The organism is Nocardia asteroides (assembly GCF_021183625.1).
In the GTDB taxonomy this organism is placed as follows: Bacteria; Actinomycetota; Actinomycetes; order Mycobacteriales; family Mycobacteriaceae; genus Nocardia; species Nocardia asteroides_A.
The window spans coordinates 600,687-625,418 of the sequence record NZ_CP089214.1 but is presented as its reverse complement, the minus strand read 5'-3'; the positions used below and the strand labels follow the sequence as shown (position 1 = coordinate 625,418).

25 protein-coding genes are annotated in these 24,732 nt (G+C 73.3%); 11 read left to right on the top strand and 14 right to left on the bottom strand.

Translation table 11 applies throughout. The features are described 5' to 3' along the window. Positions 1 to 17: 17 nt before the first annotated feature. The 4 genes from LTT61_RS03200 to LTT61_RS03185 all read right to left on the bottom strand — a co-directional run bounded on the left by LTT61_RS03200 (position 18) and on the right by LTT61_RS03185 (position 2,704). Positions 18 to 725: an NADH-quinone oxidoreductase subunit C gene (locus LTT61_RS03200; RefSeq protein WP_233021313.1), complete on the bottom strand. Its 708-nt coding sequence runs from the start codon at positions 723 to 725 to the stop codon at positions 18 to 20. 233 nt (positions 726 to 958) lie between these two features. Beyond that, on the bottom strand, positions 959 to 1,513 hold the full coding sequence (locus LTT61_RS03195) for a NuoB/complex I 20 kDa subunit family protein (protein WP_233018418.1): 555 nt from the start codon (positions 1,511 to 1,513) through the stop codon (positions 959 to 961). 29 nt (positions 1,514 to 1,542) lie between these two features. Further along, positions 1,543 to 1,923 (bottom strand): NADH-quinone oxidoreductase subunit A, encoded by a 381-nt coding sequence (locus LTT61_RS03190; RefSeq protein WP_233018417.1) that lies wholly within the window; start codon positions 1,921 to 1,923, stop codon positions 1,543 to 1,545. Between the two features lie 445 nt (positions 1,924 to 2,368). Further along, on the bottom strand, positions 2,369 to 2,704 hold the full coding sequence (locus LTT61_RS03185; protein ID WP_233021312.1) for a hypothetical protein: 336 nt from the start codon (positions 2,702 to 2,704) through the stop codon (positions 2,369 to 2,371). Between the two features lie 215 nt (positions 2,705 to 2,919). Between LTT61_RS03185 and LTT61_RS03180 the strand changes: the two genes are divergently transcribed. Together LTT61_RS03180 and LTT61_RS03175 are read left to right on the top strand one after the other, a co-directional pair. Further along, positions 2,920 to 4,149 (top strand): FHA domain-containing protein, encoded by a 1,230-nt coding sequence (locus tag LTT61_RS03180; protein ID WP_233018416.1) that lies wholly within the window; start codon positions 2,920 to 2,922, stop codon positions 4,147 to 4,149. 102 nt (positions 4,150 to 4,251) lie between these two features. Beyond that, the gene (locus LTT61_RS03175; protein WP_233018415.1) at positions 4,252 to 5,418 is read left to right on the top strand and encodes a thiolase family protein; all 1,167 of its coding nucleotides are present in this window, start codon (positions 4,252 to 4,254) and stop codon (positions 5,416 to 5,418) included. Here LTT61_RS03175 and LTT61_RS03170 read toward each other — a convergent pair. Together LTT61_RS03170 and dinB are read right to left on the bottom strand one after the other, a co-directional pair. Beyond that, positions 5,402 to 6,406, bottom strand: coding sequence for a helix-turn-helix domain-containing protein (locus LTT61_RS03170; protein ID WP_233018414.1), 1,005 nt, complete (start codon positions 6,404 to 6,406; stop codon positions 5,402 to 5,404). The two genes, LTT61_RS03175 and LTT61_RS03170, sit on opposite strands and share 17 nt — an antisense overlap. A 171-nt stretch (positions 6,407 to 6,577) precedes the next feature. Beyond that, positions 6,578 to 7,825: a DNA polymerase IV gene (gene dinB / locus LTT61_RS03165; RefSeq protein WP_233018413.1), complete on the bottom strand. Its 1,248-nt coding sequence runs from the start codon at positions 7,823 to 7,825 to the stop codon at positions 6,578 to 6,580. Between the two features lie 106 nt (positions 7,826 to 7,931). On the opposite strand from dinB, the gene LTT61_RS03160 reads away from it, so the two are divergent. The 4 genes from LTT61_RS03160 (at position 7,932) to LTT61_RS03145 (ending at position 11,018) form a co-directional block, all read left to right on the top strand. After that, positions 7,932 to 8,312, top strand: a complete 381-nt coding sequence (locus LTT61_RS03160; protein ID WP_269821842.1) for a BlaI/MecI/CopY family transcriptional regulator — start codon at positions 7,932 to 7,934, stop codon at positions 8,310 to 8,312. After that, positions 8,309 to 9,412 carry a DNA glycosylase AlkZ-like family protein gene (locus tag LTT61_RS03155; protein ID WP_233018412.1) on the top strand — a complete coding sequence of 368 codons (1,104 nt, stop codon included), beginning with the start codon at positions 8,309 to 8,311 and terminating at the stop codon, positions 9,410 to 9,412. Before LTT61_RS03160 ends, LTT61_RS03155 begins: the two co-directional genes overlap by 4 nt. 142 nt (positions 9,413 to 9,554) lie before the next feature. Then, complete coding sequence (locus LTT61_RS03150; RefSeq protein WP_233018411.1) at positions 9,555 to 10,619, top strand: aminotransferase class V-fold PLP-dependent enzyme; 1,065 nt, start codon at positions 9,555 to 9,557, stop codon at positions 10,617 to 10,619. Between the two features lie 9 nt (positions 10,620 to 10,628). Continuing rightward, entirely contained in the window at positions 10,629 to 11,018 is a 390-nt protein-coding gene (locus tag LTT61_RS03145; RefSeq protein ID WP_233018410.1) for an NUDIX hydrolase, read from the top strand. Positions 11,019 to 11,084: 66 nt separating this feature from the next. On the opposite strand, the gene LTT61_RS03140 is transcribed toward LTT61_RS03145, so the two are convergent. From LTT61_RS03140 to LTT61_RS03125, 4 genes are read right to left on the bottom strand one after another with little or no spacing between them, the layout of a single operon-like run. Continuing rightward, positions 11,085 to 11,696, bottom strand: coding sequence for a GTP-binding protein (locus tag LTT61_RS03140; RefSeq protein ID WP_233018409.1), 612 nt, complete (start codon positions 11,694 to 11,696; stop codon positions 11,085 to 11,087). Beyond that, positions 11,677 to 12,051 carry a DUF742 domain-containing protein gene (locus LTT61_RS03135; RefSeq protein ID WP_233018408.1) on the bottom strand — a complete coding sequence of 125 codons (375 nt, stop codon included), beginning with the start codon at positions 12,049 to 12,051 and terminating at the stop codon, positions 11,677 to 11,679. The genes LTT61_RS03140 and LTT61_RS03135 overlap by 20 nt, the downstream gene beginning before the upstream one ends. Positions 12,052 to 12,058: 7 nt before the next feature. Continuing rightward, positions 12,059 to 12,466 (bottom strand): roadblock/LC7 domain-containing protein, encoded by a 408-nt coding sequence (locus LTT61_RS03130; protein ID WP_067651593.1) that lies wholly within the window; start codon positions 12,464 to 12,466, stop codon positions 12,059 to 12,061. A 1-nt stretch (position 12,467) separates the two neighbouring features. Then, positions 12,468 to 14,930, bottom strand: coding sequence for a nitrate- and nitrite sensing domain-containing protein (locus tag LTT61_RS03125; protein ID WP_233018407.1), 2,463 nt, complete (start codon positions 14,928 to 14,930; stop codon positions 12,468 to 12,470). 170 nt (positions 14,931 to 15,100) lie between these two features. On the opposite strand from LTT61_RS03125, the gene LTT61_RS03120 reads away from it, so the two are divergent. Continuing rightward, positions 15,101 to 16,654 carry a succinic semialdehyde dehydrogenase gene (locus LTT61_RS03120; RefSeq protein ID WP_233018406.1) on the top strand — a complete coding sequence of 518 codons (1,554 nt, stop codon included), beginning with the start codon at positions 15,101 to 15,103 and terminating at the stop codon, positions 16,652 to 16,654. On the opposite strand, the gene LTT61_RS03115 is transcribed toward LTT61_RS03120, so the two are convergent. The 3 genes from LTT61_RS03115 to LTT61_RS03105 are packed head-to-tail and all read right to left on the bottom strand — an operon-like array spanning position 16,651 to position 18,761. Next, on the bottom strand, positions 16,651 to 16,968 hold the full coding sequence (locus tag LTT61_RS03115) for a hypothetical protein (protein WP_233018405.1): 318 nt from the start codon (positions 16,966 to 16,968) through the stop codon (positions 16,651 to 16,653). The two genes, LTT61_RS03120 and LTT61_RS03115, sit on opposite strands and share 4 nt — an antisense overlap. A gap of 9 nt (positions 16,969 to 16,977) precedes the next feature. Beyond that, the gene (locus tag LTT61_RS03110) at positions 16,978 to 18,129 is read right to left on the bottom strand and encodes an alkaline phosphatase family protein (protein WP_233018404.1); all 1,152 of its coding nucleotides are present in this window, start codon (positions 18,127 to 18,129) and stop codon (positions 16,978 to 16,980) included. 14 nt (positions 18,130 to 18,143) lie between these two features. Continuing rightward, positions 18,144 to 18,761, bottom strand: coding sequence for a TetR/AcrR family transcriptional regulator (locus LTT61_RS03105; RefSeq protein WP_233018403.1), 618 nt, complete (start codon positions 18,759 to 18,761; stop codon positions 18,144 to 18,146). 93 nt (positions 18,762 to 18,854) lie between these two features. On the opposite strand from LTT61_RS03105, the gene LTT61_RS03100 reads away from it, so the two are divergent. The 3 genes from LTT61_RS03100 to LTT61_RS03090 all read left to right on the top strand — a co-directional run bounded on the left by LTT61_RS03100 (position 18,855) and on the right by LTT61_RS03090 (position 23,089). Next, positions 18,855 to 19,877: an SDR family oxidoreductase gene (locus LTT61_RS03100; protein WP_233018402.1), complete on the top strand. Its 1,023-nt coding sequence runs from the start codon at positions 18,855 to 18,857 to the stop codon at positions 19,875 to 19,877. A gap of 111 nt (positions 19,878 to 19,988) precedes the next feature. Next, positions 19,989 to 22,172 carry a TerD family protein gene (locus LTT61_RS03095; RefSeq protein WP_233018401.1) on the top strand — a complete coding sequence of 728 codons (2,184 nt, stop codon included), beginning with the start codon at positions 19,989 to 19,991 and terminating at the stop codon, positions 22,170 to 22,172. 68 nt (positions 22,173 to 22,240) lie between these two features. Continuing rightward, positions 22,241 to 23,089, top strand: coding sequence for a TIGR03621 family F420-dependent LLM class oxidoreductase (locus LTT61_RS03090; RefSeq protein WP_233018400.1), 849 nt, complete (start codon positions 22,241 to 22,243; stop codon positions 23,087 to 23,089). On the opposite strand, the gene LTT61_RS03085 is transcribed toward LTT61_RS03090, so the two are convergent. Then, the gene (locus tag LTT61_RS03085; protein WP_233018399.1) at positions 23,026 to 23,781 is read right to left on the bottom strand and encodes a helix-turn-helix transcriptional regulator; all 756 of its coding nucleotides are present in this window, start codon (positions 23,779 to 23,781) and stop codon (positions 23,026 to 23,028) included. The genes LTT61_RS03090 and LTT61_RS03085 overlap by 64 nt on opposite strands. 155 nt (positions 23,782 to 23,936) lie before the next feature. Between LTT61_RS03085 and LTT61_RS03080 the strand changes: the two genes are divergently transcribed. Then, positions 23,937 to 24,569 (top strand): O-methyltransferase, encoded by a 633-nt coding sequence (locus LTT61_RS03080; RefSeq protein ID WP_233018398.1) that lies wholly within the window; start codon positions 23,937 to 23,939, stop codon positions 24,567 to 24,569. Positions 24,570 to 24,732: the final 163 nt, after the last annotated feature.

Sequence of the window (24,732 nt, the reverse complement as noted above, 5' to 3'; positions counted from 1 at the left end):
GATATCGGTGTGGTTCATCAGCTGTAGGCCCTCCGCTGGTCGGGCGGCGGGATCCGCGCGCCCTTGTACTCGACCGGGATCCCGCCGAGCGGGTAGTCCTTGCGCTGCGGGTGCCCGCGCCAGTCGTCCGGCATGGTGATGCGGGTCAGCGAGGGATGCCCGTCGAAGACGATGCCGAAGAAGTCGTAGGTCTCGCGCTCGTGCCAGTCGGTGGTCGGGTAGATCTCGAACAGCGACGGGATGTGCGGGTCGGCGTCCGGCGCCGCGACCTCCACCCGCAGCCGGTAGCCGTGCGTGATCGAGGACAGCTGGTAGACCGCGTGCAGCTCGCGGCCCGCGTCCTGCGGGTAGTGCACGCCGTTCACGCCCAGGCACAGCTCGAAGCGCAGCCCCTCGTCGTCGCGCAGCGCCCGCGCCACCAGCGGCAGCTGCTCGCGGTGCACGTGCAGGGTGAGCTCGCCGCGGAAGACGATCACCTTCTCCAGCGCCTGCTCGAGTGCCACCGGGCTGAGCGCCGCGCGCAGCGTCGCGACCGCGCCGTCGAACCAGCCGCCGTACGGGGGCTGTGTGCCGCCGGGCAGGCTCACCGGGCGGACCAGCCCGCCGTACCCGGAGGTGTCGCCGGTGCCGCGCACGCCGAACATGCCGTGCCGCACACCGATCACCTCGGGGTCGCCCGGTTCGGGAACGGTCCCCTCGGGGCCCGCTGTCGCGGCGGCGTCGATGCCGCCGGGGGTCGGGTCGGCACCCGCCGACAGGGGGGCGGAACCGCGGCCGGTCGCATCGGATGCGGGTTCGGCGGAACCGTTGGGCGTGGCGGCCGGGGCGGCGGAACCGGCCGGCGCACTCGCGGCCTTCGCGGCGTCGGGGCCGTCCGATCCGGGGCCGGGGGAGACCCGGTCGCTCGCGGGCTTCGCGTCGTCCCGCCCACCCGACTCCGATTCCGAGCGTGGCGCGTTCATCGGAGCAACCCCTCCATCCGGATGGTCGGCGTCGAGGCCAGCGCCGCCGCCTCGGCCGCCTTCACCGCTTCCTCGCGGTTCACCCCGAGCGGGGTCTCCTGGATCTTGGCGTGCAGCGCGAGGATCGCGTTCAACAGCATCTCCGGGCGCGGCGGGCAGCCGGGCAGGTAGATGTCGACCGGGACCACGTGGTCAACGCCCTGCACGATGGCGTAGTTGTTGAACATGCCGCCCGACGAGGCGCAGACCCCCATGGCCAGCACCCATTTCGGCTCGGTCATCTGGTCGTAGACCTGGCGCAGCACCGGCGCCATCTTCTGGCTCACCCGCCCCGCCACGATCATCAGATCCGCCTGCCGCGGCGACGCCCGGAACGCCTCCATCCCGAACCGGGCGATATCGAACTTGCCGCCGCCGGTCGCCATCATCTCGATCGCGCAGCAGGCCAGCCCGAAGGTCGCGGGCCACAGCGAGCCCTTGCGCATGTACCCGGCCAGATCCTCGACGGTGCTCAGCAGGAAGCCGCTCGGCAGTTTCTCTTCCAGACCCATGGTGTGTCCTCGGTAGTCGGGTGCGCCGCTCAGTCCCAGCTGAGTCCGCCGCGGCGCCATTCGTAGGCGTAGGCCACCGAGACGTTCAGCACGAACAGCGCCATCGCCGCGAGCCCGAACACCCCGAGCGCGTCGAAGTGCACCGCCCACGGGTAGAGGAAGACGATCTCGATGTCGAAAATGATGAAGAGCATGGCGGTCAGGTAGTACTTCACCGGGAAGCGCTGGCCCGCGGCCGTTCCCGGACCACCGCCGACCGCGTGCGGGGTCGGCTCGATCCCGCACTCGTACGGCTCGAGCTTCGCCCGGTTGAAGCGCTTGGGGCCGATCACGGCGGCGAGCCCGATCGAGAAGATCGCGAAGCCGGCGGCGAGGCCGCCGAGAACCAGGGCGGGCAGTTCGGTGTTCACGACGGCACTTCCCCTCCTCGAGAGCTGGGGTCGGCGGCGGGAAACCGCGCGGCGGCTCGGGCTCGCCCGCTATGCGGGCCACCACGCCTCTGTGAGCTAGGGCACAGAGTACAACCGGGGCGTGGTGTCCGGTTCGGTTCGCGGGGTGCGGTTTGATCGAATTCGGGACTGCGATTCATGAGCGCGGCGGGGGTAATGTCGCCTGCTCCGCAAGGTTGGGGCGTGATCGTTATCGACGGAGTCGAGAAGTTCGGTGCGGCCCGAGCGGCCGGGTGAGTCATGTCGATCACGCATGAATAGATCGCTCGATGTTCGCTGACGCGTCGGCACGGCAGGGAGCGCAGCCTGCGGCGTCCTCGGCCCGCGACCGAATCGGTCGAGCGCGAAGCGGGCGATATCGGCGCGTGCGCGCAGGACGGTCGCTACGGAATCGGCAGGAGCCGGACTACGCGGCGTTACGCCCCCGGAGAACCGCCACGATGGCATCGACCAACCGGAACGCATCGATGGGATGCGGCACCGCCGCTTCGGCGCGCGACCAGGTGGCCAGCCACGCGTCATCGGCCCGCCCGGTCAGCACCAGCACCGGCGGGCAGTCGGAGATCTCGTCCTTGAGCTGCTTCGCCAACCCGAGCCCCCCGATCGGCGCCGACTCCCCGTCCAGGATCGCGAGATCCACGTCCCCGGCATCGACCCGCTCGAGCACGACGGCCCCGGTCGCCACCTCGAGATACGAGAACTCGGGTAGCTCACCCGACGGCCGCCGGCCGACGGCCGTCATCACCTGCTCCCTGGTGTCGGCATCGTTGCTGTAGACCAGGACCCGAAGCGGGCGAGCGATAGCGTCCACGCCCGGAATGGTACGTCCGGCCCGGCCGGACGCGTGGCAGGTTCGCCCGGATCGCCCGGCGCGCCGGGTGCGAACCCCCTCGGTGCTCTAGCATTTGCTCAGAACAGCTCCGGCACTGCCGGACCGTCGTCGGCGAGGGGGCGCGCATGCGGAGCCTCGCGGGAACCGCCCAGGTGGAGGTCGTGCCGGGGCGGCACGTGGTGGCCGTCGCGGACGGCGCCGTCGCGGTGGTCGCGCACCGCATGGAGACCCCGGTGACCGCGATCTCGCGAGCCTGGCGGCACACCGGAGCGGTACTCGAGCTGATCGCCGCCGCCACCGCCGACGACCCGGAGAACCCCGGCCGCGCCTTCGCCCGGCTCGCCACCACCTGGCTCATGGGGCTCCCCGGCGCCGAGAGCGTCGAGTTCGGGGTGCTCACCCCGGTCGGCGCCGGGGTGGCGGTGTTCCTGCACGGCGGGGTGCGCGCGGTGCTCGACGCCGAGCGGCGCACCGAGATCCTGCGCGGCCGCGACGCCGGGTTCACCGTCGACCGGCTGGTCACCCCGGCGCCCGCGGTCGGCATCGGGCTCTACGTCGACGAGCCGGAGCGGGAGGTCGAGAACCTGCCGGTGCGCGGGGTGTTCGGGCTGAGCGCAGGCACCGTCCCCGGCGCCGCCGCGGTGCTCTGGACCGACGGCGACGGGCACGGCCCCGCCCTGCTCCGGCCGACGACCGAACCCCGGCTCCGCACCGGCGTCGTGCTGGACAAGGCCAATGCCCCGACCGAGCGCCCCGACCCCCGCCGCACCACCGCCCCGCGCCCCCTGATCCCCGCCGACCTCGAGGACACCGTCGTCCCGAGCGCCGCCGAGGCGGTCCGCAACCCGGCCCCGCCCGCGCCGACCGCCGACCGCATCGGCGGCGTCGTCGTGCAGGGCTTTCCGTGCCCGCGCAGGCACCTCAACGACCCGCGGGTCTCCTACTGCGCGGTCTGCGGCCTCTCCATGGACCACCCCGGCCGCAGCCTCACCGACGGCCTGCGCCCCCCGCTCGGCATCCTGCTCCTCGACGACGGCCGGACCCTGGTCCTCGACGGCGACCTGGTCCTCGGCCGCGAACCCGAACACCACGAGGCCGTCGCCGCGCGCGGCGCCAGGCCCATCCGGATCGCCGACCCCTCCGGCGGCATGTCGCGCGCGCACGCCGAGATCCGGCTCATCGCCTGGGACGTCACCGTGGTCGACGGCGGCTCCACCAACGGCACCCACCTGCGCGCCGCAGGCCACCACGAATGGACCCGCGCCGTCCCCGGCCACCCCATGACGCTCGCGCCCGGCACCCAGCTGCTGCTCGGCGGCCGGGTCTGCACCTTCGACTCCCCGCACCAGTCCTGAGCACCCTTCCGCACCGGCGGCCGCGGCGCGTACAGTGCCAGTAAGTTAATCGGCATTCGCGTGTTCGGATCGAAACGCAGTGCCTCGGAGCGAGGAGCCGCCATGACGTCCGCAGTCATCGTCGACATTGTCCGCACCCCGTCCGGCAAGGGGAAAGCCGGAGGCGGGCTGGCCGACGTGCACCCGGCCACGCTGCTGGCGGGCGTGCTCGCCACGCTGCTCGAGCGGACCGGCATCGACCCGGCGCTGATCGACGATGTGATCGGCGGTTGCGTCACCCAGGCGGGCGAGCAGGCGTTCAACATCACCCGCACCGCCGCGCTCGCCGCCGGGCTGCCCGAATCGGTGCCCGCCACCACGGTCGACCGGCAGTGCGGCTCCAGCCAGCAGGCCGCGCACTTCGCCGCGCAGGGCGTCATCGCCGGCGCCTACGACATCGCCATCGCCTGCGGCGTCGAGTCCATGAGCCGCGCGCCGATGTTCTCCAACGCGCAGGGCAAGGACGCCAACGGCGCCCCGCTCGCGCACCGCTACCCCGAGGGGCTGATCCAGCAGGGCACCGCCGCCGAGATCCTGGCCGCGCGCTGGAAGCTGGACCGCGACACCCTCGACGCCTTCGCCGCCCGCTCGCACCGCCTCGCCGCCGAGACCGCCGCCGCCGGTGGCTTCGACAACGAAATCGTCGCCGCGGGCACGCTCACCGCCGACGAGACCATCCGCCCCGGCACCACCGCCGAGAAGCTGGCCGGGCTCCGCCCCGCGTTCGCCGACGACGAGCACAAGGCGCGCTTCCCCGAGATCGAGTGGTCGATCACCCCGGGCAACTCCTCCCCGCTCACCGACGGCGCCTCGGCCGCGCTCATCATGAGCGAGGAGAAGGCGAGCGCGCTCGGCCTGCGCCCGCGCGCCCGCTTCCACTCCTTCGCCGTCACCGGCGACGACCCGCTGCTCATGCTCACCGCCGTCATCCCGGCCACCCGCAAGGTGCTCGGCCGCGCCGGGCTCGGCATCGACGACATCGACGCCTACGAGGTGAACGAGGCGTTCGCCCCGGTCCCGCTGGTGTGGCAGCACGACCTCGCCGCCGACCCGGCCAAGCTGAACCCGCGCGGCGGTGCCATCGCCCTCGGCCACCCGCTCGGCGCCTCCGGCACCCGCATCCTGGCCACCCTGGTGAACCACCTGGAGCAGACCGGCGGCCGCTACGGCCTGCAGACCATGTGCGAGGCGGGCGGGCTGGCCAACGCCACCGTCATCGAGCGGCTCTAGGCGCGTCGAGCCCGGCCGGAGCACGGCTTCCCGGGGACGCGGTGGCCCGCGGGACGCGCTCGCCGAGCAGCTCCGCGCGGAACTCCGCGGGGGAGCGGCCGTACTGTGCCCGATACGCCTCGCGGAACCGGCGCAGGCTGGGGAAGCCGGTCTCGCGCGCCAGCTCGGTGAGATCGACCGGCAGCGCTTCGCACAGCCGCCGGTGGGCTCGGGCGAGCCGCGCGCTTCGCAGCACCATCCCCGGCGCCGGGTATCCGGCCTGTTCGAAGGCGCGGTACAGGGTCCGCTCGGCCACCCCGACCCGGCCCGCGATGACGGCCGGGGTGAGTTCGCGGTCGTCGGCGTGCTCCTCGATCAGGGCCATGGCCTGCTCGACCTGCTCCGCGAGGCGGCCGGTGGTGATCGCGGGGTGCGGGTTGAGTGCCCCGTCCAGCTGGGCCAGCACGGTGGTGTAGGCGATGCTGAAGTCCGCGGCGGTCCAGCCGTCGGCCTCGTCGAGCCACCGCGCCTGGGCAACGAGCCCCCGCACCAGCGGGCGCCGATCATCCAGTGCCAGCGGCGCCTTCGCGGCGCGGGCGGCGTCCACCATGCCCTCGGGGACGGTGAGGATCAGCGCGCTGATCTCCTCGTCGTGCGTGATGGCGAGCGGGCTGCCCCAGTGGAAGAACGCCACCTTCCCCGGCTGCATGAACTCGCGCGCCTCGCCCTGCTCGATCCGGAACCGCCCGCGCAGCGGGATGAGCAGGCGATGGCTGTTCTCGCCGTCGCCCCGGCGGATGTGCCGCGCCGAGCGCCGGTACCCGATTGCTCCGGTGCTGAACCGGACCGTCTGCAACCTGCCGACATCGCGCGCCGACGCCTCCGATCGGAACTCGTCGGCGGGAAAGCTCAGCCCGATCGATCCCTGCCTGGCTTCCACATAGGTGACCCAGGAGCCGGTCGGATCCTCGGCATCGGCGGCGAACTCCTCCGCGCAGTACTCCGCCACCCCACCGTCCCTTCCCGCACCGTGCCCTCGGCGACGAATTTACCGGTCGGTCTCGCGTGCGGTAAACGACTGCCATCCGGCAGGAAAAGGGTCGCGGCGCCCGAGCGGCGGCCCCTAGGGTCGACTTGGCGGGCGGCCGGAGTGGAGGAGGGGGCTACTTCGGCCCCCTCCTCAGTCCGGCAGGATCGGCACCGAGACCCCCTCGCCGCGGTGCAGCAGCGCCGCCCTGGTGACGGCGGTGCTGCCGAAGCGGCGGCGCAGGTCGTCCAGGGTGGCGTCGAGGGTGTGCCCGGCGCGGGGCTCGAAGGGCAGCGCGAGCTGCACGGTCTCGGCGTCGCCGAGGTTGGTGAGCGCGACCCCGATCAGGGTGATGCCGCGGTCGGCGATCAGCGGGGCCGCGGCGTGCAGCAGCAGCCGGGCCGCGTGCAGGAGCACCGCGCCGTCGTCGGTGGCCTCGGGGAGCGTGTGCGAGCGGGTGGCGCGGGAGAAGTCGGCGAAGCGCAGGCGGAGCACGACCGTCCGGCAGACCCGGTTCGCCCCGCGCAGCCTGCGCCCGAGCCGGTCGGTGAGGCCGTGCAGGTAGGCCGCGATCTCCTCCGGCGGGCGCGGACGGGACCCGAGCGCGCGCTGCGCCCCGATCGAGCGGCGCCTGCGGCCGGTCTCGACCCGGCGCGGATCGCGGGCCATGGACAGGGCGTGCAGGTGCCGCGCGGCGGCCGGGCCGAGGATGCCGCGCAGCCCGCGCTCGCCGAGCTCGGCCAGGTCGCCGACCCGGGTGATCCGGTGCTCGTGCAGGGTGCGGGCGGTCACCGCGCCGACGCCCCAGAGCCGCTCGACCGGCAGCGGGTGCAGGAACTCCAGCTCGCCGCCGGGCGGCACCTCGCGCAGCCCGTCCGGCTTGGCGACCGCGCTGGCCACCTTGGCCAGGAACTTGGTGCGCGCGATCCCGACCGAGATCGGCAGCCCCACCTCGCCCGCCACCCTGGCCCGCAGCCGCTCCGCGATGCCGACCGGCTCGCCCGCGATCCGGCGCAACCCGCCCACGTCCAGGAACGCCTCGTCGATCGAGATGCCCTCGACCACCGGCGTGGTGTCGTGGAAGATCTCGAAGACCAGCCTGCTCGCCTCCGCGTACGCCGCCATCCGCGGCGGGACGGTGATCGCCTCGGGGCAGAGCGCGCGCGCCTGCGCGCCGCCCATCGGGGTCCGGATGCCGCGCGCCTTGGCCTCGTAGCTCGCGGCCAGCACCACCCCGCCGCCGACGATCACCGGTTTGCCGCGCAGCGCGGGATCGTCGCGCTGCTCCACCGAGGCGTAGAAGGAGTCCAGGTCGGCGTGCAGGATCGACGCCTCGGCCCGGGTGCTGATCCGTTGCCGTGGCGTCGCCGGAGAAATATCGCCGTCGCCGGACACGAACATATGTTCGCATACCAGATGGTCTGATGTCCGCCGTGCGGGCGGATCCGGCGGTGCTGCCCGGTACGCTGATCCGGCACTGGAGCGGCCCGGCGGGAGGAGAAGAGCGGTGCGGGGTCTCGGCGAGCTGGAGGCGGTCGTCATGGATCGGCTCTGGGATCGCGATACCGAGTCGACCACGGTCAGGGAGCTCCACGGGGAGCTCGCCGCCGAACGCGACATCGCCTACACCACCGTCATGTCGACCATGGACAACCTGCACCGCAAGGGCTGGCTGGCCAGGGAGCGCGCGGGCAAGGCCTACCGCTACTGGCCCACCCTCACCCGCGAGGAGCACAGCGCCAGGGTGATGGCGGACGCGCTCGGCTCCGGCGGCCGTGCCGACCTGGTGTTCAGTCATTTCGTCGAGCTGGTCGACGCCGAGCAGAGCGCCGGGCTGCGGGCCGCGCTGCGCGGGCTGGCGGCACGCCGGACGCCGGGGATTCCGTGATCCGGCTGACCGCCGAGCAGGTGTTCGCGTGGCGGTCGCGCAGGCAGTTCCTGGTCGAACCGGCGGACTCCGCGGTCGAGGTCGTGCGGCGGCTGGCCGGGGTGCAGGCCCAGGTGGCCTCGGCCGCCGAGCTGGCGGTCGCGCTGCGCTCGGCCGAACCGGCTGCCGATGGCGTGGCGGCGGCGCTCGGGGCGCGAAAGGTGCTGCGCACCTGGGCCATGCGCGGGACGCTGCACGTGCTCACCGCCGAGCAGGCGGCCGCCGCGCTCGCGCTCGTCGCCTCCGCGCGCACCTGGGAGAAGCCGGTGTGGACGCGGAACTTCGGCGCGACGCCGGAGCAGATCACCGCGCTCGGCGCGGCCGTAGAAGAGATCCTGGCCGACGCCGCGCTCTCCCGGGAGGAGCTGGTCGCCGCGGTCATCGCCCGGCCCGGGCTCGCGCACCTGGACGAGCAGCTGCGCTCCGGCTGGGGTGCGGTGCTCAAACCGCTGGCCTGGCAGGGGATCCTGTGCCACGGGCCCGCGCGGGGGAGCCGGGTCACCTTCACCAGCCCGGCGCGGGCCGTCACCGACTGGCCCGGGCTACCCGAGCCGGACGCGGCCGCCGCCACCCTCATTTTGGCCTACCTCGGCGCCCACGGCCCGGCCACACCCGAGACCTTCGACGCCTGGCTGAGCCGGAACTCGCTGCGCAAGACCGTGGTTCGGCGCTGGTTCGCCGAGCTCGGCCCCGCGCTGACGCGCGTGGAGGTGGACGGGCGCGGCTGCTTCGCCCGCACCGAGGACCTGGACGGGCTCGCCGCCGCGCGGCCGCTCCGCGAGGTGTTGCTGCTCGGCGGCTTCGACCAGTACGTGCTCGGCCCCGGCACCACCGACACCGCCCTGGTTCCCGCCGCGCACCGGGCCGCGGTCAGCCGCCCCGGCGGGTGGATCTCGCCGGTGCTGGTGCAGGGCGGGCGGGTCACCGGCACCTGGGAGCGGGACGGCGACGACATCGTCGTCACCCCGTTCGGGAAGGCGCCGACGACGAAGGAACTCGCGCCCGCCGCCGCGCGGCTCGCCGCCGCCACCGGCGCGAAACTGCGGGCGCGCATCGGCTGAGCCCGGGAATCGGGTCCGCCGGGATGAGCAGCCTGCCCACGGGCACGGCCCTCCGGGAGCGCGCGGGCGCCGGGTGAAATCGGTCCAGCGCCGCCCAGGTGGTTATGGACCCGCGTCCGGCCCGCCCCGGACACTGGGTACCATGACGCCCGCCGATCCGCTGGCCCCCGGTGAGTACGCCCCTGAGGTCACCTACCTGAACACCGCCTCGCACGGGCTGCTGCCCGCCCGCGGCCGGGCCGTCCTGGAGACGGTGCAGGCCGGCTGGAGCTCCGGGCGCAGCACCCCGGGCGACTACGACCACCTCGTCCCCGAGCTGCGCGCGAGCTTCGCCCGGCTGCTCACCGGCGCCACTGCCGACGACATCGCGATCGGCGGCACCGTCGCCGGGCTGATCGGCCGGGTCGCCGCCGCACTGCCCGCCGGCGCCGAAGTACTGGTCGCCGAGGGCGATTTCGCCTCGGTGCCGAACCCGTTCCGCTTCCGCGGCGACCTGGACGTGCGCGCGGTCCCGCTGGAGAAGCTCGCCGTCGAGGTGCGCGCGGAGACCGCGCTGATCGCGGTCAGCCTCACCCAGTCCGCCGACGGCCGCACCGTCGACCCCGCCGCCCTGCGCGCGGCCGCGCACGCGAACGGCGCCCGCCTGCTGATCGACGCCACCCAGGCCGCGGGCTGGCTGCCGCTGCGCTTCGCCGACGCCGACTTCTGGGTCTGCGCCTCCTTCAAGTGGCTGCTCGGCGCCCGCTCGGTCAGCCTGCTCGCCGTGCAGCCGGAGGCGCTGGACGGCGCGGTGCCGGTCGGCGCGGGCTGGTACGCGGGCGCCGATCCCTGGGGCGACATGTACGGCGCGGGCCCGCTCGCCGCGACCGCACACCGCCTCGACGACACCCCCGACTGGCTCGGCGTCGCCGCCGCCATCGCCGGGCTCGGACTCGTGCACGAACTCGGGGTCGCGGCGATCGGCGCGCACGACCGGACGCTGGCCGCGGCCTTCCGGGCCGGGCTCGCGGAGCTGGGACTGGCGGCGGTGCCCGGTGATACGCCCATCGTCACCGTCCCGGGCGCCGCCGCGCACGCCACCGCGCTCGCCGCGGGCGGCGTGGTCGGCTCCGCGCGCGGCGGCGGGCTGCGGGTGTCGTTCCACCTCTACAACACCGGCGCCGACGTCGAGCGGGCGCTGGCCGTGCTCCGGGAAGCGGGCCGCTAGGCTGCACCGGTGACGCAGCTGATCGACACCGTGGCCTGGATCCTGGTGCGGGAGGGCAGGGTGCTCTGCGCGCGGCCGCGCGGCAAGGACGTCTTCTACGTGCCGGGCGGCAAGCGCGAGCCGGGGGAGAGCGACGAGCAGACGCTGCTCCGCGAGATCGACGAGGAGCTCACCGTCGCGCTGCTGCCGGAGAGCCTGCGCCACGTCGGCACCTACGAGGCCGCCGACGGCGCCGCGCTGGTGCGGATGGCCTGCTACACCGCCGCGTACCGCGGCACCATCACCGCCAGCGCGGAGATCGCCGAGGTGGCCTGGTTCGGCTACGCCGACCGGCCGCGGGTGCCGCCGGTCGACCAGCTCCTCTTCGACGAACTGGCCGCCGGCGGCGAACTCCGCTAGCCCGGGCCGGCGCGCGGTTGGCCCGCGCGATCGGCTGCGCCGTCCCGCCGCGGGCCGAGCGGCCGGTCAGCTCGGGACCGGCGCTCGGTTCGCCCGCGCGATCAGGTGCTCGACGAGCGTGAGCAGCACCGTCTTGGACGACTGCCTGCTGCGCGCGTCGCACAGCAGCACCGGGGTGCCCGGGTCGAGGTCGAGCGCGTCGCGCACCTCGTCCTCGCTGTAGCTGGGCGCCCCGTCGAAGCAGTTCACGCCGACGATGAACGGCAGCCCGCGCCGCTCGAAGTAGTCGATGGCGGCGAACGAGTTGCCGAGCCGGCGGGTGTCGGCCAGCACCACGGCGCCGAGCGCGCCGCGGGCCAGCTCGTCCCAGAGGAACCAGAACCGGTCCTGCCCCGGCGTACCGAACAGGTAGAGCACCAGGTCCCGGTCGATCGAGATGCGGCCGAAGTCCAGCGCCACCGTGGTGGTCGACTTCTGCTCCACCCCGGACAGATCGTCCACCCCGGAGCTGACCTCGGTGATCAGCTCCTCGGTGCGCAGCGGCGCGATCTCGCTGATCGCGGAGACCATCGTCGTCTTACCGACGCCGAACCCTCCCGCGATCAGGATCTTGACGGAGGCCGCCAGGTTCGGGACACCGGCGTTCTGCCGGCTCGGGTCAAATTCTTCGGATTCCATCCAGCACCGCTCGCAAAATGTTGATGTCGCCGGGCCCGGCGTCGGCTTGAACCGGCGCCCGGAAGATCAGGTGGTTTTCGCTGATCAGATCACCGACGAGGATCTTCGTCACAGCCAGGGGTAGCTTCAGTGTTGCAGAGACCTCGGCCACGGATTGCGGAACCGCGCACAGGCGAACGATTTCCGCGTATTCGGGCTCGACCCGGCGCAGGATCGGTGCCGGGTGCGTGACCACGACTACCGTCAGCATGTCCAGGTCGTGGGCCGCACCCATGGTGCGGCCCCGAGTGAGTGCGTAGGGCCGGACCAGCGGACCGGCCGCGTCGTCGAACCAGTGCTCGCCGTGTCGTGTCATCTCGGTCCTAGAGCTCGGCCAATCTATGGCGCGGTGTGGTCGACAGGTAGTTGCCGACCCGCTGGACGGTGAGGTTCATTTCGTAAGCGACCATACCGAGATTTGCGGAATCATTCGCCTGGAGCGCGAGACACGCGTTGCTGCCCGCCGAGGTCACGAACAGAACGGCCCGGTCGAGCTCGATCATGGCCTGGCGGACTCCGCCACCCTCGAAGCGGGCTCCCGCGCTGCGCGCGAGGCCGTAGAGCGTGGACGACATGGCGGCGAAGTGCTCGGCGTCCTCCTGGGTCAGCGCGTTCGAGCGCCCGAGCAGGAGGCCGTCGGTGGAGAGCACCACCACGTGCCGCACACCGGCGAGTCGGTCGACGAGGTCGTCGAGAAGCCAGTTGAGATCGCCGGGGTTGGGAGAGTTCACCTCAGCCTTCCTGTCTGTCGTTACCGGACGCGTCACCGCTGAGCGGCTTGCGGCCCTGTCGGGTTCCGTTCTCGATGGCCGAGATCAGATCTCGGGCCTGGTCCGCGGTGAGCCGAGGACGTTCCGGCGCACGGGTCTGCGTCGTCGGTTCCGGGTCGCGGTCGAGCTGCGGGTTCAGATTCGTCTGCCGGTTGCGGCGCGGCAGCGCGGGCCTGCCGTCCTGCAGCAGCGGCTGGGCGGCAGGGGGCTGCGAGACCGCGGGCCGGGACGGCGCGGGGGTGTTCGGGTTGTACGGCTGCGGCCGCTCGCCGGTGTAGGAGGGCTGCTCCGGGGGCCGGTAGGGCTGCGACTCGACCGGCGGGCGGAAGCTCTGCGTGTCCATCGGCGGGTCGGCGACCAGGGTGGCGGCCGGGAGCGGGGCGCTCGCCGCCGACTCCGCGTGCCGCACCGGCGATTCCAGCGCCGGGATCGGGACCGGGCGGCCGACGGCGGCGGTCGAGGTGGGCTGGCCGTCCGGCACCGCGCCGGCGAGCAGTGCGGACGGGATCAGCACGATGGCCCTGATCCCGCCGTAGTCGGACTCGGCGAGCTTGACCGCGATGTCGTGCCGCACCGCCAGCCGCGCGACCACGAAGAGCCCGAGCCGGGAGTCGCCGGAGAGCGAGGCGACGCCGAAGTCCGGCGGGTCGGCCATCATCTGGTTGGTGCGCACGATGTCGCCGGTCGGCATGCCCATGCCCTGGTCCTCGATCTCGACCACGACGCCGCGCCCGACGACATTGCCGGTGACCTCGACCCGCGACTGCGGCGGGGAGAAGGTGGTGGCGTTGTCGACCAGCTCGGCGAGCAGGTGCACGAGGTCGGCGACCACGCCGCCGAGGACGTGCACCTGGGGCATCCGCGCGACGCGGACGCGCGAGTAGTCCAGCGTCTCACCGACCGCCGAGCGCACCAGGTCGATCATGGCGACCGGGTTGCGCCACTGCCGCCCGACCTGGCCGCCGCCGAGGATGATCAGGTTCTCGGCGTTGCGGCGCTCGCGGGTGGCCAGGTGGTCGAGGCGGAACAGGGTGTCCAGCAGCGCCGGATCCTCCTGCTTGCGCTCGGCCTCGTCCAGGATCTCCAGCTGCCGGTGCACGACGACCTGGCTGCGGTGCGCGATGTTCAGGAACACCGACTTCACGCCCTCGCGGGTGCGGGCCTCGGCCACGGCGGCGTTGACCGCCGCGTTGGCGGCGTGCTCGAAGGCCTTGGCGACCTCGCCGATCTCGTCGGTGCCGAAGTCCAGCTTGGGCATCTCCGTCGCCGGATCGACCGGCTCGTTGTTCTCCAGCTTGCGCATCATCTCCGGCAGCGTGACGTCGGCCAGGGTGAGCGTCTCGGAGCGGAGCCGCTTGAGGCGGCGGATGATCCGGTTGGCGAGCAGCACCGAGACGCCGATGGCGAGCAGGCTGATCGTGCCGACGCCGATCCCGGCGAGCAGCGCGTTCTCCGAGTCCTCGTCGGCCTTGTTCTCGGCGATGCCGTTGGTGCGCGCACTCTGCGCGATCCACATGTCGACCAGCTGCCGGTTCACGTCCGCGGCGGCGGCCTGCCACTCGGCGTTCGGCATCGGCAGCGGCGGCAGCGCGGACGCCCGCGCCGACGAGCTCCCCGCGCCGCCCTCGGCCGCGGCGGCGGCCCGGGTGACCGCGCGCCAGCCGATGACGTTCTCCACCACGTCCAGCTTCTGCCAGGAGACGCTGTTGGTGAGCGCGGCCGCGACCTCCTTCTGCTCGGGATCGACGTCCCGGCTCAGGTTGCCGATCTCGATGCGGTAGTAGCCGACCTGGCGGGCGAACTCCTCGACCGGAACCGCGGGCGCGTCCTGCCCGGACTCCAGCGCGACGGCGAGCGCGGTGGCCCGCGACATGGCCTCGGCCGACTTGAGGATCTGCATGGCCTCGGCGAGCTCGACGCCGATCTCGGCGTCCGGCGCGAGCTGCTGGGAGATCTGCGACCCGAGGACGATGCCGTCGATCACCTGGTTGAAGAAGTTGTAGGCGTCCGCGGCGGGCAGCTGGCCCGCGTCGATGGCGGTGCGCAGCTGGGAGAGGTACTTCATCATCGCGTCGATGCCGCCGACGTCGCCCAGGTCGTCCTCGACCGCGCCGAGCGAGGTCTTCGCCGATTCCAGCGCGCGCACCGAGCCGTCGAGCTTCGCGCGGGCGGCCGCGAGACCGGCCGCGGCCTCGGCATTGCCGGTGAGCCGGGCCATCGAGGCCAGCCGCTCGGCCTGCGCGCCTTCGACGAGGTCGCGGGTGCCTGCCAGGGCGGCCTGCGTCTGAACCGCCCACTCGTGGGTCCGGTTGGACTCCGACACCAGGTACGACGTCGTCCCGACACCGACCGCCAGCAGTGACAGACTCGGGACGAGCGCGATTGCCAACACTCTGGTGCGGACACCGAGTCTCGCAGTGAACATCGGCTAAAACTAGCCAGTTACCTACTCGTAGTCCGATTCTGTCCCGCTGAACGGGACTGGAGTTGACAACCCGCAGCGAACTGGTCGGCCTTCTTTCTGAAAATGGGCATCGCGCCCGGCGGGGCGTAGATTCTGGTCGAACGGGGTTACCGACTAGTAGGAGGCCGACGATGCCCGCTCCCGCGCCCGCCGTGTTCACCCGCCTCAGCGATCTCGCCGCGATCGACGATGCCGACGCCCGCGGCACCCGCGCCATCCCGGAGACCTTCACCGGCGAGCCGCTCGGCACCGTCCCGGTCGGCACCGCCGCCGACGTCGAGGCCGCCTTCGGCACCGCCCGCGCCGCGCAGCCCCGCTGGGCCGCCAGGGACGCCACCGAGCGCGCCGCCGTGCTCGACCGGTTCCGCGGGCTGCTGGTCCGGCACCGCGACGAGCTCATGGACATCATCCAGGCCGAGACCGGGAAGGCGCGCTGGGCGGCCCAGGAGGAGATCATGGGCATGCTCTTCGCGGCCCGCTGGTTCACCCGCAACGCCCCCGCCCTGCTGCGCCCGCAGTCGGTGCCGGGCGCCTTCCCGCTGCTGAACCGGGCGAGCGTGCGGACCCAGCCCAAGGGCGTCGTCGGGGTGATCGCACCCTGGAACTACCCGATGCTGCTCTCGGTCGGCGACGCGATCCCCGCGCTGCTCGCGGGCAATGCCGTCGTGGTCAAGCCGGACAGCCAGACCCCGTTCTCGGCATTGGCCGCCGCCGACCTGCTCTACCGCGCCGGGCTGCCGCGCGGGCTGCTGCAGGTGGTGCCCGGCCCCGGCACCGAGGTCGGCACCGCCATCGCCGACTTCTGCGACTACCTCATGTTCACCGGGTCGTCGGCCACCGGCCGCACCCTGGCCGAGCGGGCCGGGCGCCGGTTGATCGGCTTCTCCGCCGAGCTCGGCGGCAAGAACCCGATGATCGTCGCGCGCGGGGCGAACCTGGACCGCGCCGCCAAGGCCGCGGTGCGCGCCTGCTTCTCCAACGCCGGGCAGCTCTGCATCTCGATCGAGCGGCTCTACGTGGAGCGCTCGGTCGCCGACGAGTTCACCGAGAAGTTCCTGCGCGCGGTCGGCGCCGCCCGGCTCGGCGCGGGCTACGGCTACACCGCCGAGATCGGCTCGCTCATCTCGGCCGCGCAGCTGGAGACGGTGACCAAGCACGTCGCCGACGCCACCTCCAAGGGCGCCACCGTCCTGGCAGGCGGCAGGGCCCGCCCCGATCTCGGCCCGCTGTTCTTCGAGCCGACCGTGCTCGCCGACGTCACCGACGAGATGGAGTGCGGCCGCGCCGAGACCTTCGGCCCGCTGGTCTCGATCTACCCGGTGGACAGCGTGGACGAGGCGGTCCGGCTGGCCAACGACACCGAGTACGGGCTCAACGCCAGTGTCTGGGCGCGCACCAAGGCCGACGGCGAGCGGATCGCCGCCCGGTTGCGAGCCGGGACGGTGTGCGTGGACGAGGGGTACGCGCCCGCCTGGGGAACGACCGGCGCGCCGATGGGCGGCATGGGCAGCTCCGGGGTCGGCCGCAGGCACGGCGCGGACGGGCTGCTCGAGTACACCGAGCCGCAGACCGTCGTGGTGACCCGGTTCCTGAACCTGGACACCCCGCCGCTGGTGCCCGCCGCGGTGTGGCAGCGGGTGCTGATGGGCATCACCCGCGGGCTGCGCTTCCTGCCCGGCCGCTAGCGCTGCAGGAAGATCCCGGCGACGTCGGCGTTCTTGATCGGGGTCTCGACATTGCGCTGGGCCCCGCAGAGCAGGTCGACCGAGATCATGGTGGCGTCGACCGCGGTGCCGGAGGGCTGCGCGTCGGTCTTCTGCTGCTCCTGCACGAACTTGGTGATGGTCGTGCGCTTGGTGTCCTGATCCTGGCGGATGTACTCGCTGCACGGGGTGTCGCCACCCTTGTTCAGGAAGCGCTCCACGTCGGTGCAACCGGTGAGGGTGAGCGTGAGCGCGGCGGCCGCGAGCGCGCAGCGGGCGGCCGGGATGGTCTGCATGGGGTGAGCCTAGAGCGCGGCGGCCACGGCGAGCGGAATCTCCAGCTCCGCCGGGGTGAGCGAGCCGTGGTGGCCGAGCATGGCCGACTGGATCGGCTCCGCGCCGGTGCGCACCACGCCGCGGGTGCCGGTCGCGACCACCACCAGGTCGCCGATCCGGGGCCGCACGGCGTCGGAGACGACCGGCCCGAACCAGCCGCGGTCGATCGCCTCGTCCCCGGTGAGCACGGTGAAATCCGCGCCGAGGGTGGCGGTCCAGGCCGCGGCGACATCCGCGGTGGCGCCGTCGGCGGTGTAGACGTACCTGGCGCGCGGCTCGCCGGCCAGCAGCGTCACCCCGGCGCGCAGCGCGGGCTCGGTGTCGGCGTCCACGCTGCCGGTGTGCGCGATCATGCCGTGATCGGCGGTGACCAGCAGCGCCGAGCGCGGCGGCAGCCGCTCGGCGATCTCGGCCACGATCCGGTCGGTGTGCGCGAGCTCCCCGCGCCACGCCCGCGAGCCGGGCCCGCGCAGGTGCCCGGTGCTGTCCAGGTCGGCGTGGTAGGCGTAGACCAGCGCGCGCGGCCCCGCCTCCAGCGCGGTGAGCACCCCGTCCACCAGGTCGCCGACCGACACCTCCAGCCGGAATTCGCAGCCGCGCAGCACCGCCCGGCTCAGCCCCGAGTTGTTCTGGTAGCCGGGCGCCACCTGGGTCACGGTGACCCCGTGCGCCGCCGCTCGCTCGAAAGCCGTTGGGCGCGGCTGGAATTCCTCCGGGGGGAGCGCCTTCAGCAGGTCGGTTCGCTCGCCGTCGCCGTGCAGGGTCCAGCGCAGCGTGCTCACCGCGCGGTCGAAGCCGGGGACCCGGATGAGGTAGCCGACCAGGCCGTGTTCGCCGGGCGGTAGCCCGGTGCCGAAGGAGGCCAGGCTGGTGGCGGTGGTGCTGGGGAAACCGGCGGTGAGGGTGCGCCGGGGCAGCGCGGTCAGGGTCGGGGCGTCGGCGGCGTGCCCGGCCAGCTGGTGGCTGCCGAGGCCGTCGACCAGCAGCACGCAGATCCGGTCGATCGCGGGGTCGAGGCCGAGGTCGAGTGCGTCGGTCTCGCCGGGCACGCCGAGCGCGGCGAGGACCGAGGGCAGCAGGTCGGCCAGGGCGCCTGCGCCGTAGCGGGGGGTCAGCAGCACGGCGCCGACTGTAGTCAGCCCGGGGCCGGGGTGGCGAGCGCGGCGAAGCCGCGCAGGATCTCGGCGACCAGCTCCTCGGCGCTGGTACCGAGCTGATCGCTGCGCTCGGCGAGCTGCCCGTCCAGCCAGAGCGAGGCGAGGCCGTGCGCCAGCGCCCAGAAGGTCACCGCCAGGGTCTCCGCGCCGCGCTCGGGCACCGCCCCGGCCGCGACACACTCGGCGATGGTGTCGGTGAGTACGGCGAAGGCGGCGTCACCGGCCACGGTGGCGTCCGGGTGCTTCTCCGGCTGGGAGAGCTCGGGGCGGAACATGAGCCGGAAGTGTGCCGGGTGGTCGCGGGAGAAGCCGACGTAGGCGCTCGTCAGCGCGGTGAGCGCGGCCAGCGGGCCGGGGGCGGCGGCGCGCGCCGCGGCGAGTTCGCCCGCCAGCAGCTCGAAGCCCTGCACCGAGAGCGCGGAGAGCAGCGCGGAGCGGTCGGGGAAGTGGTGGTAGGGCGCGCCGGTGCTGACCCCGGCCTCGCGCGCGACCCGGCGCAGGCTCACCGCCGCCAGCCCCTCGGACTCCAGCAGCCGCAGGCAGGCCGCCATCAGGGCATCGCGGAGCGCTCCGTGGTGATAGGTGGTCCGCCGCACCCGATCAGCGTAGTGGACAGCGCGTCTGAGCGATGCTTAGATTAATTGAGCGGCGCTCAGATCGTCGCCGCCAGCGTACCGAAGGAGACCCCGATGAGCCCCCGCATCCTCGTCACCGGCGCGACCGGATTCCTCGCCGGACACTGCGTCGCCGAACTCCTGCGCGCCGGGTACGCGGTCCGCGCCACGGTGCGCGACGCCGCCGCCACCGGCAGGCGCGAACACCTGACCGCGCTCGGCGGCGACCTCGAATTCGCCGAGGCCGACCTGCTCACCGACGCGGGCTGGGCCGAGGCGATGACCGGAGTCGAGGGCGTGCTGCACGTCGCCTCGCCGTTCCCCGCCGCGCCGCCGAAGCACGAGGACGACCTGATCCGCCCCGCGGTCGACGGCACGCTGCGGGTACTGCGCCACGCCGCGGCCGCCGGGGTGCGCCGGGTGGTGCAGACCTCGTCCACCGCCGCCATCGTCTACGGCCACGGTGACGACGGGGTGCGCACCGAGGCCGACTGGACCGTGGTCGAGAAGGCGACCGCCTACCCCAAGAGCAAGGTGCTCGCCGAGCGCGCCGCCTGGGATTTCGCCGCCGCGCACCCGGACGGCCCCGAGCTGGTCGTGCTCAACCCCGGCATGATCCTCGGCCCGCTGCTCGGCGCCGCCACCAGCACCTCGCACGAGCCGGTGCGCAGGCTGCTGGCCCGCGAGATGCCGGGCATGCCGAAGGTGGGCTGGGTTCCGGTCGACGTCCGCGACCTCGCCGTGGCGCACCGGCTCGCCCTGGAGACCCCCGCCGCCGCGGGCAACCGCTATATCTGCGCTGGCGATTCGCTCTCCTTCGCCGACATCGCGCGGGTGCTGGACGAGGAGTTCGGCCCGCGTGGCTACCGCATCCCGAGCCGGACCATCCCGGACCTGGTGGTGCGCACCGTCGCGCTCTTCGACCGCGGCGTCCGGCTCACGGTGCCGAATCTCGGTATCCGCGAACAGGTCAGTGCGGAGAAGGCCCGCACCGAGCTGGGCTGGAGCATGCGGCCGGTGCGCGAATCCATCGTCGACACCGCCGAGAGCCTCATCCGCGCCGGGCTCGCCCCCGCACCCGAAGCGGTGCCCGCGTGATGTCCCGCACCTAGCGTCTGTAACGGCGACCACAGTTCGCGCGACATGTGCTGCGTTGCCCGGGTGGGCGACGGGGGTCTTCCGAATCGCGTGGATGAGGGGTGTGCGGCAGTGACGTCTCCGATGCTGTCCAAGGGGCAGAACATCGCGTTGCCCGGTGATGTCGAGCGCATCGACGTCGTGCTCGGCTGGACCGAGAACGAGGTCGAGGTCGACGCCTCGGCCCTGCTCCTCGGCGCCGACCGGAAGGTACAGGGGGACAGCGACTTCGTCTTCTACAACCAGCCGGAATCGGCCGACGGCTCGGTGGTCTTCCTCGGCACCGGCGCCACCGAGGAGGGGGCCCAGGCGCGGATCGCGGTCGACCTCGCGGCGGTGCCCGCCGAGGTGCACACGATCGCGCTGGCTGGCAGCGTCGGCACCGGCGCCTTCGGCGACCTCGGCAAGCTCGCGCTGCGGGTGGTGGACGGTGCGGGCGGTTCGCTGGCCGAGTACGTCACCGCCGACGCCACCACCGAGTCGGCCTTCGTCTTCGGCGAGATCTACCGGCGCGGGGCCGAGTGGAAGGTGCGCACGGTCGGGCAGGGGTGGGACTCCGGGCTGGCCGGGCTCGCCACCGCCTTCGGCGTCGATATCGACGAGGACGGGACCGAGCCGGGCCCGGAAGACGACGCGCTCCCGCAGACCCACGATCGGACGGACACCGTCGTCACCGCTCCCGGTGACCGGACGGACGCCGTGGTGCCCGCCCCCGGTGACCGGACGGACGTGGCTGCCTCGGGTGACCGGGCCGCCGCGGCTGCCTCGGGTAACCGCGCTGTCGCGGCTGCCGTGGTCACCGCCGTCGATGCCGCGACCACCGCGATCACCGCGGCGGAAGCCGCTGTCACCGCCGCGACCAGCACTGCGACCAGCACTGCGACCACCGCCGCACCCGAACCGGTGCGCACCGTCGCCCGCCGGGGAGTGCGCACCGCCAAACGCGCGGCGGTCAAACGCGCCGAGCCCATGACCTTCGCCCTCGGCGAGGACGGCTGGCAGACCGCCCGCCTCTTCTCGGTCGCCGGCATCGGCGCGGGGGACGAGCAGGAGCGCCGCGCCACCTCGGCATTCGTCGCCACCATGCAGGCGGTGAAGCCGTTCGCGCGGGCGATCTGCGCCCGGATCGGCGCACCCGTCGGCGCGTTCGAGGGCTACCTCGAGGTGCAGTACGAACGCGGCGACGGCAAGGTGGTGCCCGATGCGGTGCTGCGCGTGCAGCGCGGCGGCAAGATCTGGACCGCACTGCTCGAGGTCAAGACCGGCAACGGCAGACTGCGCCGGGACCAGCTGGAGAACTACCTCGACGTCGCGCGCCGCCGGAAATACGACGTCGTGGTCAGCCTCTCCAACGACGTCCCCGCAGGCCCGGGCGAGCTGCCGGTCGAGGTGGACCGGCGCAAGCTCGCCAAGGTCGCGCTGCGCCACCTCTCCTGGGCCGAGGTCGCGCACGAGGCGCGGATGCTGCTCGCGCACGGCGGCATCGAGGACGAGCTGCGCGCCTGGCTGCTCGCCGAATTCCTGCGCTACCTGGAGCATCCCCGCTCCGGCGCGAGCGAGTTCGTCGACATGGGCAGGCACTGGGTCGCGGTGCGCGACGCCGTCACCGCCGGCACCCTGCGCGCGAGCGACCAGAAGGCGCTCGCCGTCGCCGACACCTGGACCTCGCTCTCCCGCCACCTCGCGCTGCGGCTCACCGCCGAGCTCGGTGTCACGGTGAAACACGTCCTGCCGCGCAGACACACCACCGACCCCGCCGCGCGCAGTGCCGCCGTCGCCGAGCGGCTCGCCGCCGACGGCGTCTTCGAGGCGGTGCTGCGGATTCCGGAGACCGCGGGCGACCTGGTGGTCGCCGCCGACGTGCGCACCGCCAAGATCCGCTGCGCGGTCTCCCTGGACGCCCCCGACGAGGGCGCCGCCGGACGCCGCGTGGCCTGGCTGCTGCGGCAGCTCGGGGACGCCCCCGCCGACATCACCGTGGAGGCGATGTTCTCCGAGCGCGGCAACGAGGCGTGCGAGCGGCTCGACACCGTGCGCGCGAACCCCAAGGTGCTCACCCAGGGCCGCGCAGGCACCGTCGTCGCCTTCACCCTGCGCCAGAGCTTCCCCATGGGCGCGCGGCGCTCCGGCACCGCCGCCGGCTTCGTCACCGGGGTCACCACCGCGACCGACGCCTTCTACGGCGCCGTGGTGCAGCCGCTGCGCGAATGGGTGCCCGCCGCGCCGAAACAGGCCGAGCCGGTGGACGCGGGATGACCACCGCACCGCCCGTGCGGTAGACAGGTCGGGTGGGCGCACAACGATCGTTCCGGTTCGGTGTCAACATGATCGCCTCGGGGTCGCGGGCCGAGTGGGCCGCCAAGTGCAGGCGGGCCGAGGAGCTCGGCTTCGACGTGCTCGGCGTCGCCGACCACCTCGGCATGCCCGCGCCGTTCCCCTCGCTGGTGCTGGCCGCCGAGGTGACCGAGACCCCTCGGCTCACCACCTTCGTGCTGAACACTCCGTTCTACAACCCGGTGCTGCTCGCCAGGGAGATCGCCACGGTCGACGGGATCACCGGCGGGCGGCTGGAGCTCGGCGTCGGCGCGGGCTACGTGCGCGAGGAGTTCGACGCCGCCGCCATCCCGTTCGGCACCGGCGGCGCCAGGATCGCGCAGCTGGCCGAGGCACTCCGCACCATCGGGGAACTGCTCGCCGACCCCGGCTACCAGCCGCGCCCCGCCCGCCCCGGCGGCCCTCCGGTGCTGATCGCGGGCTGGGGCGACAAGCTGCTCGGCCTCGCCGCCGAGCACGCCGACATCATCGGCTTCACCGGCGCGGCCGCCGCCACCCACGGCGGCCCGCTGGTGGCCGCGGGCCCGGCCGCCTACGGGGAGCGGATCGGCACCGCGCGCGAACTGCTCGGTGCGCGCGCCGACGACGTCGAGTTCAACCTGCTCATCCAGAAGGTCGCCGCGCCCGGCGAGCGGGAGGCGCTGCTCGAGCAGTTCGGCGCCATGCTGCCCGCCGAGATCGCGGGCAGGCCGGAAGAGCTGCCGATCCTGCTGGTCGGCACCCCGCGCGAGATGGCCGAGCGGCTGCGCGAGCGCAGGGAGCGCTGGGGTTTCGGCTATATCACCGTGCTGGAGGACAGCATGGAGACCTTCGCCCCGGTCATTCCGCTGCTGCGCTGAGCGATTCGAGAATCTCGGCGGCGGTCTCCACCCGGGCGGTCGCCCGCGGCCCAGCTGCGGTAGAGCGAGGGAGACACTCCGCACGCCGTGCGCCACGCGCGACAGAAGTGCGCGGAGTCGAAGAACCCGGCGTCGTGGGCAATGCGGGTCATGGAGTCACCGCTGTTGCGGAGCCGGTACCCGGCCGTCGTGAGCCGGACCGCCTGGCGCAGCGCCCGAAAGGTCACCTGCTCGGTCGTGAGCGCGCGCTGCAACGAACGCCGGCGGCACCCCAGCGCCGCGACGACCTCCTCCACGCTCGCCCACGGGGTGTCGTAGAGCCGGGTGACCACGTCCCGCACGACGTCGGCGCTCCCGCCGAGGTCGTCCTGGAGTGTGAGCAGCCGCCGCGGTTCGTCGGGCGCGCGATTGCGGGTCAGCCAGTCGAAGGCGAGCGCCATGATCGCCGCGCGCCGCTCATCGCCGGAGCTGCGCTCGAGCCGTGAGCCGTCCACGCGCGAGACCACGCCGAGCGGCGCGGCGGCGTTGAACGCGTTGAATCGCGACACCACGGCCGCCCGCTCGGGCGCGCATCGCAGCAGTTCGATGACCGGATTCACATCCAGCGGCGCCCAGGTAGCCAGATCGGCCGCACGGACCGAAGAGCGCTCCGCCGCGGCGACATACGCTTCGTGCTCGACGAACCCGTCCACGACCGTGCGCACGCTGCGCGCGAAGGCGGCTCGGGCACCGCCGGTCGGCGGCGCCGCGCACGTGCTCAGCAGGTGATAGCTCTTGGCCACCTCGCGAGCCTAACGGTGGCGCGACCGTACAAGGCGTACCGCGCCGCGGCGGGCAACCTCGAGCAATGCCCCTCGACCGGATTCAGAACCTGCTCGACACCCTCTACGCGGAGACGCTGCGCGTCGATCCCGAAGTGCGAGCCCGCCACCGCCTGACCGAAGGCAGCCCCGGCTTCTACGCGGCGATGCGGGAGGCGTACATGCCGGTCACACCGGACTTCGGCCGCCTGCTCTACCTGCTCGTCGCCTGCCGGCGGCCGTCCCTGGTCGTGGAGTTCGGGACCTCGTTCGGCGTCTCCACCCTGTTCATCGCCGCCGCGCTGCGCGACAACGGCGCGGGCCGCGTCGTCACCACCGAGCTCGAGCCGGGCAAGGTGGCGCGGGCGCGGGCGAATCTGCGCGCGGCGCGGTTGGACTCGCACGTGGAGTTCCGCGTCGGCGACGCCCGCGAGACCCTGCGTGACCTTCCCGCCGACTCCGTCGACCTGCTGTTCCTCGACGGAGAGAAATCGCTGTACCTCGCGCTGCTGCGGCAACTGGAACCCGCGCTGCGCCCGGGGAGCCTGATCGTCGGCGACAACGTCGACTTCGCCGACGCCAGCGAGTTCCGCGACCAGACCCCGGGCTATCTCCGCGCGACCTTCTCGACCGAAGCGCTCGGCACCAGACACGACCACCAGGTGCTGCTGCGCACCTGACCCGGCGCCCAGATCGGCGGCCCGGCCTCGCGCAGGCCGCGTGCGAGCCCGACAGCGACCTGGCCGGGACGGCCGGAACCAGAACGGTCAGCCACACCGTGATCGAGCGGCGGGCCGACGCGCCGCCCAGCCGCCCGGACTGCTGGGCGGAGAACAGCTTGGC

What these genes read in the sequence shown, in the direction of transcription:
- LTT61_RS03195 (WP_233018418.1), bottom strand. Translation starts at nt 1,513, where the DNA reads ATGGGTCTGGAAGAGAAACTGCCGAGCGGCTTCCTGCTGAGCACCGTC.
- LTT61_RS03185 (WP_233021312.1), bottom strand. Translation starts at nt 2,704, where the DNA reads ATGACGGCCGTCGGCCGGCGGCCGTCGGGTGAGCTACCCGAGTTCTCG.
- LTT61_RS03180 (WP_233018416.1), top strand. Translation starts at nt 2,920, where the DNA reads ATGCGGAGCCTCGCGGGAACCGCCCAGGTGGAGGTCGTGCCGGGGCGG.
- LTT61_RS03175 (WP_233018415.1), top strand. Translation starts at nt 4,252, where the DNA reads ATGACGTCCGCAGTCATCGTCGACATTGTCCGCACCCCGTCCGGCAAG.
- dinB (WP_233018413.1), bottom strand. Translation starts at nt 7,825, where the DNA reads ATGTTCGTGTCCGGCGACGGCGATATTTCTCCGGCGACGCCACGGCAA.
- LTT61_RS03150 (WP_233018411.1), top strand. Translation starts at nt 9,555, where the DNA reads ATGACGCCCGCCGATCCGCTGGCCCCCGGTGAGTACGCCCCTGAGGTC.
- LTT61_RS03140 (WP_233018409.1), bottom strand. Translation starts at nt 11,696, where the DNA reads ATGGAATCCGAAGAATTTGACCCGAGCCGGCAGAACGCCGGTGTCCCG.
- LTT61_RS03135 (WP_233018408.1), bottom strand. Translation starts at nt 12,051, where the DNA reads ATGACACGACACGGCGAGCACTGGTTCGACGACGCGGCCGGTCCGCTG.
- LTT61_RS03125 (WP_233018407.1), bottom strand. Translation starts at nt 14,930, where the DNA reads ATGTTCACTGCGAGACTCGGTGTCCGCACCAGAGTGTTGGCAATCGCG.
- LTT61_RS03120 (WP_233018406.1), top strand. Translation starts at nt 15,101, where the DNA reads ATGCCCGCTCCCGCGCCCGCCGTGTTCACCCGCCTCAGCGATCTCGCC.
- LTT61_RS03115 (WP_233018405.1), bottom strand. Translation starts at nt 16,968, where the DNA reads ATGCAGACCATCCCGGCCGCCCGCTGCGCGCTCGCGGCCGCCGCGCTC.
- LTT61_RS03100 (WP_233018402.1), top strand. Translation starts at nt 18,855, where the DNA reads ATGAGCCCCCGCATCCTCGTCACCGGCGCGACCGGATTCCTCGCCGGA.
- LTT61_RS03090 (WP_233018400.1), top strand. Translation starts at nt 22,241, where the DNA reads ATGATCGCCTCGGGGTCGCGGGCCGAGTGGGCCGCCAAGTGCAGGCGG.
- LTT61_RS03080 (WP_233018398.1), top strand. Translation starts at nt 23,937, where the DNA reads ATGCCCCTCGACCGGATTCAGAACCTGCTCGACACCCTCTACGCGGAG.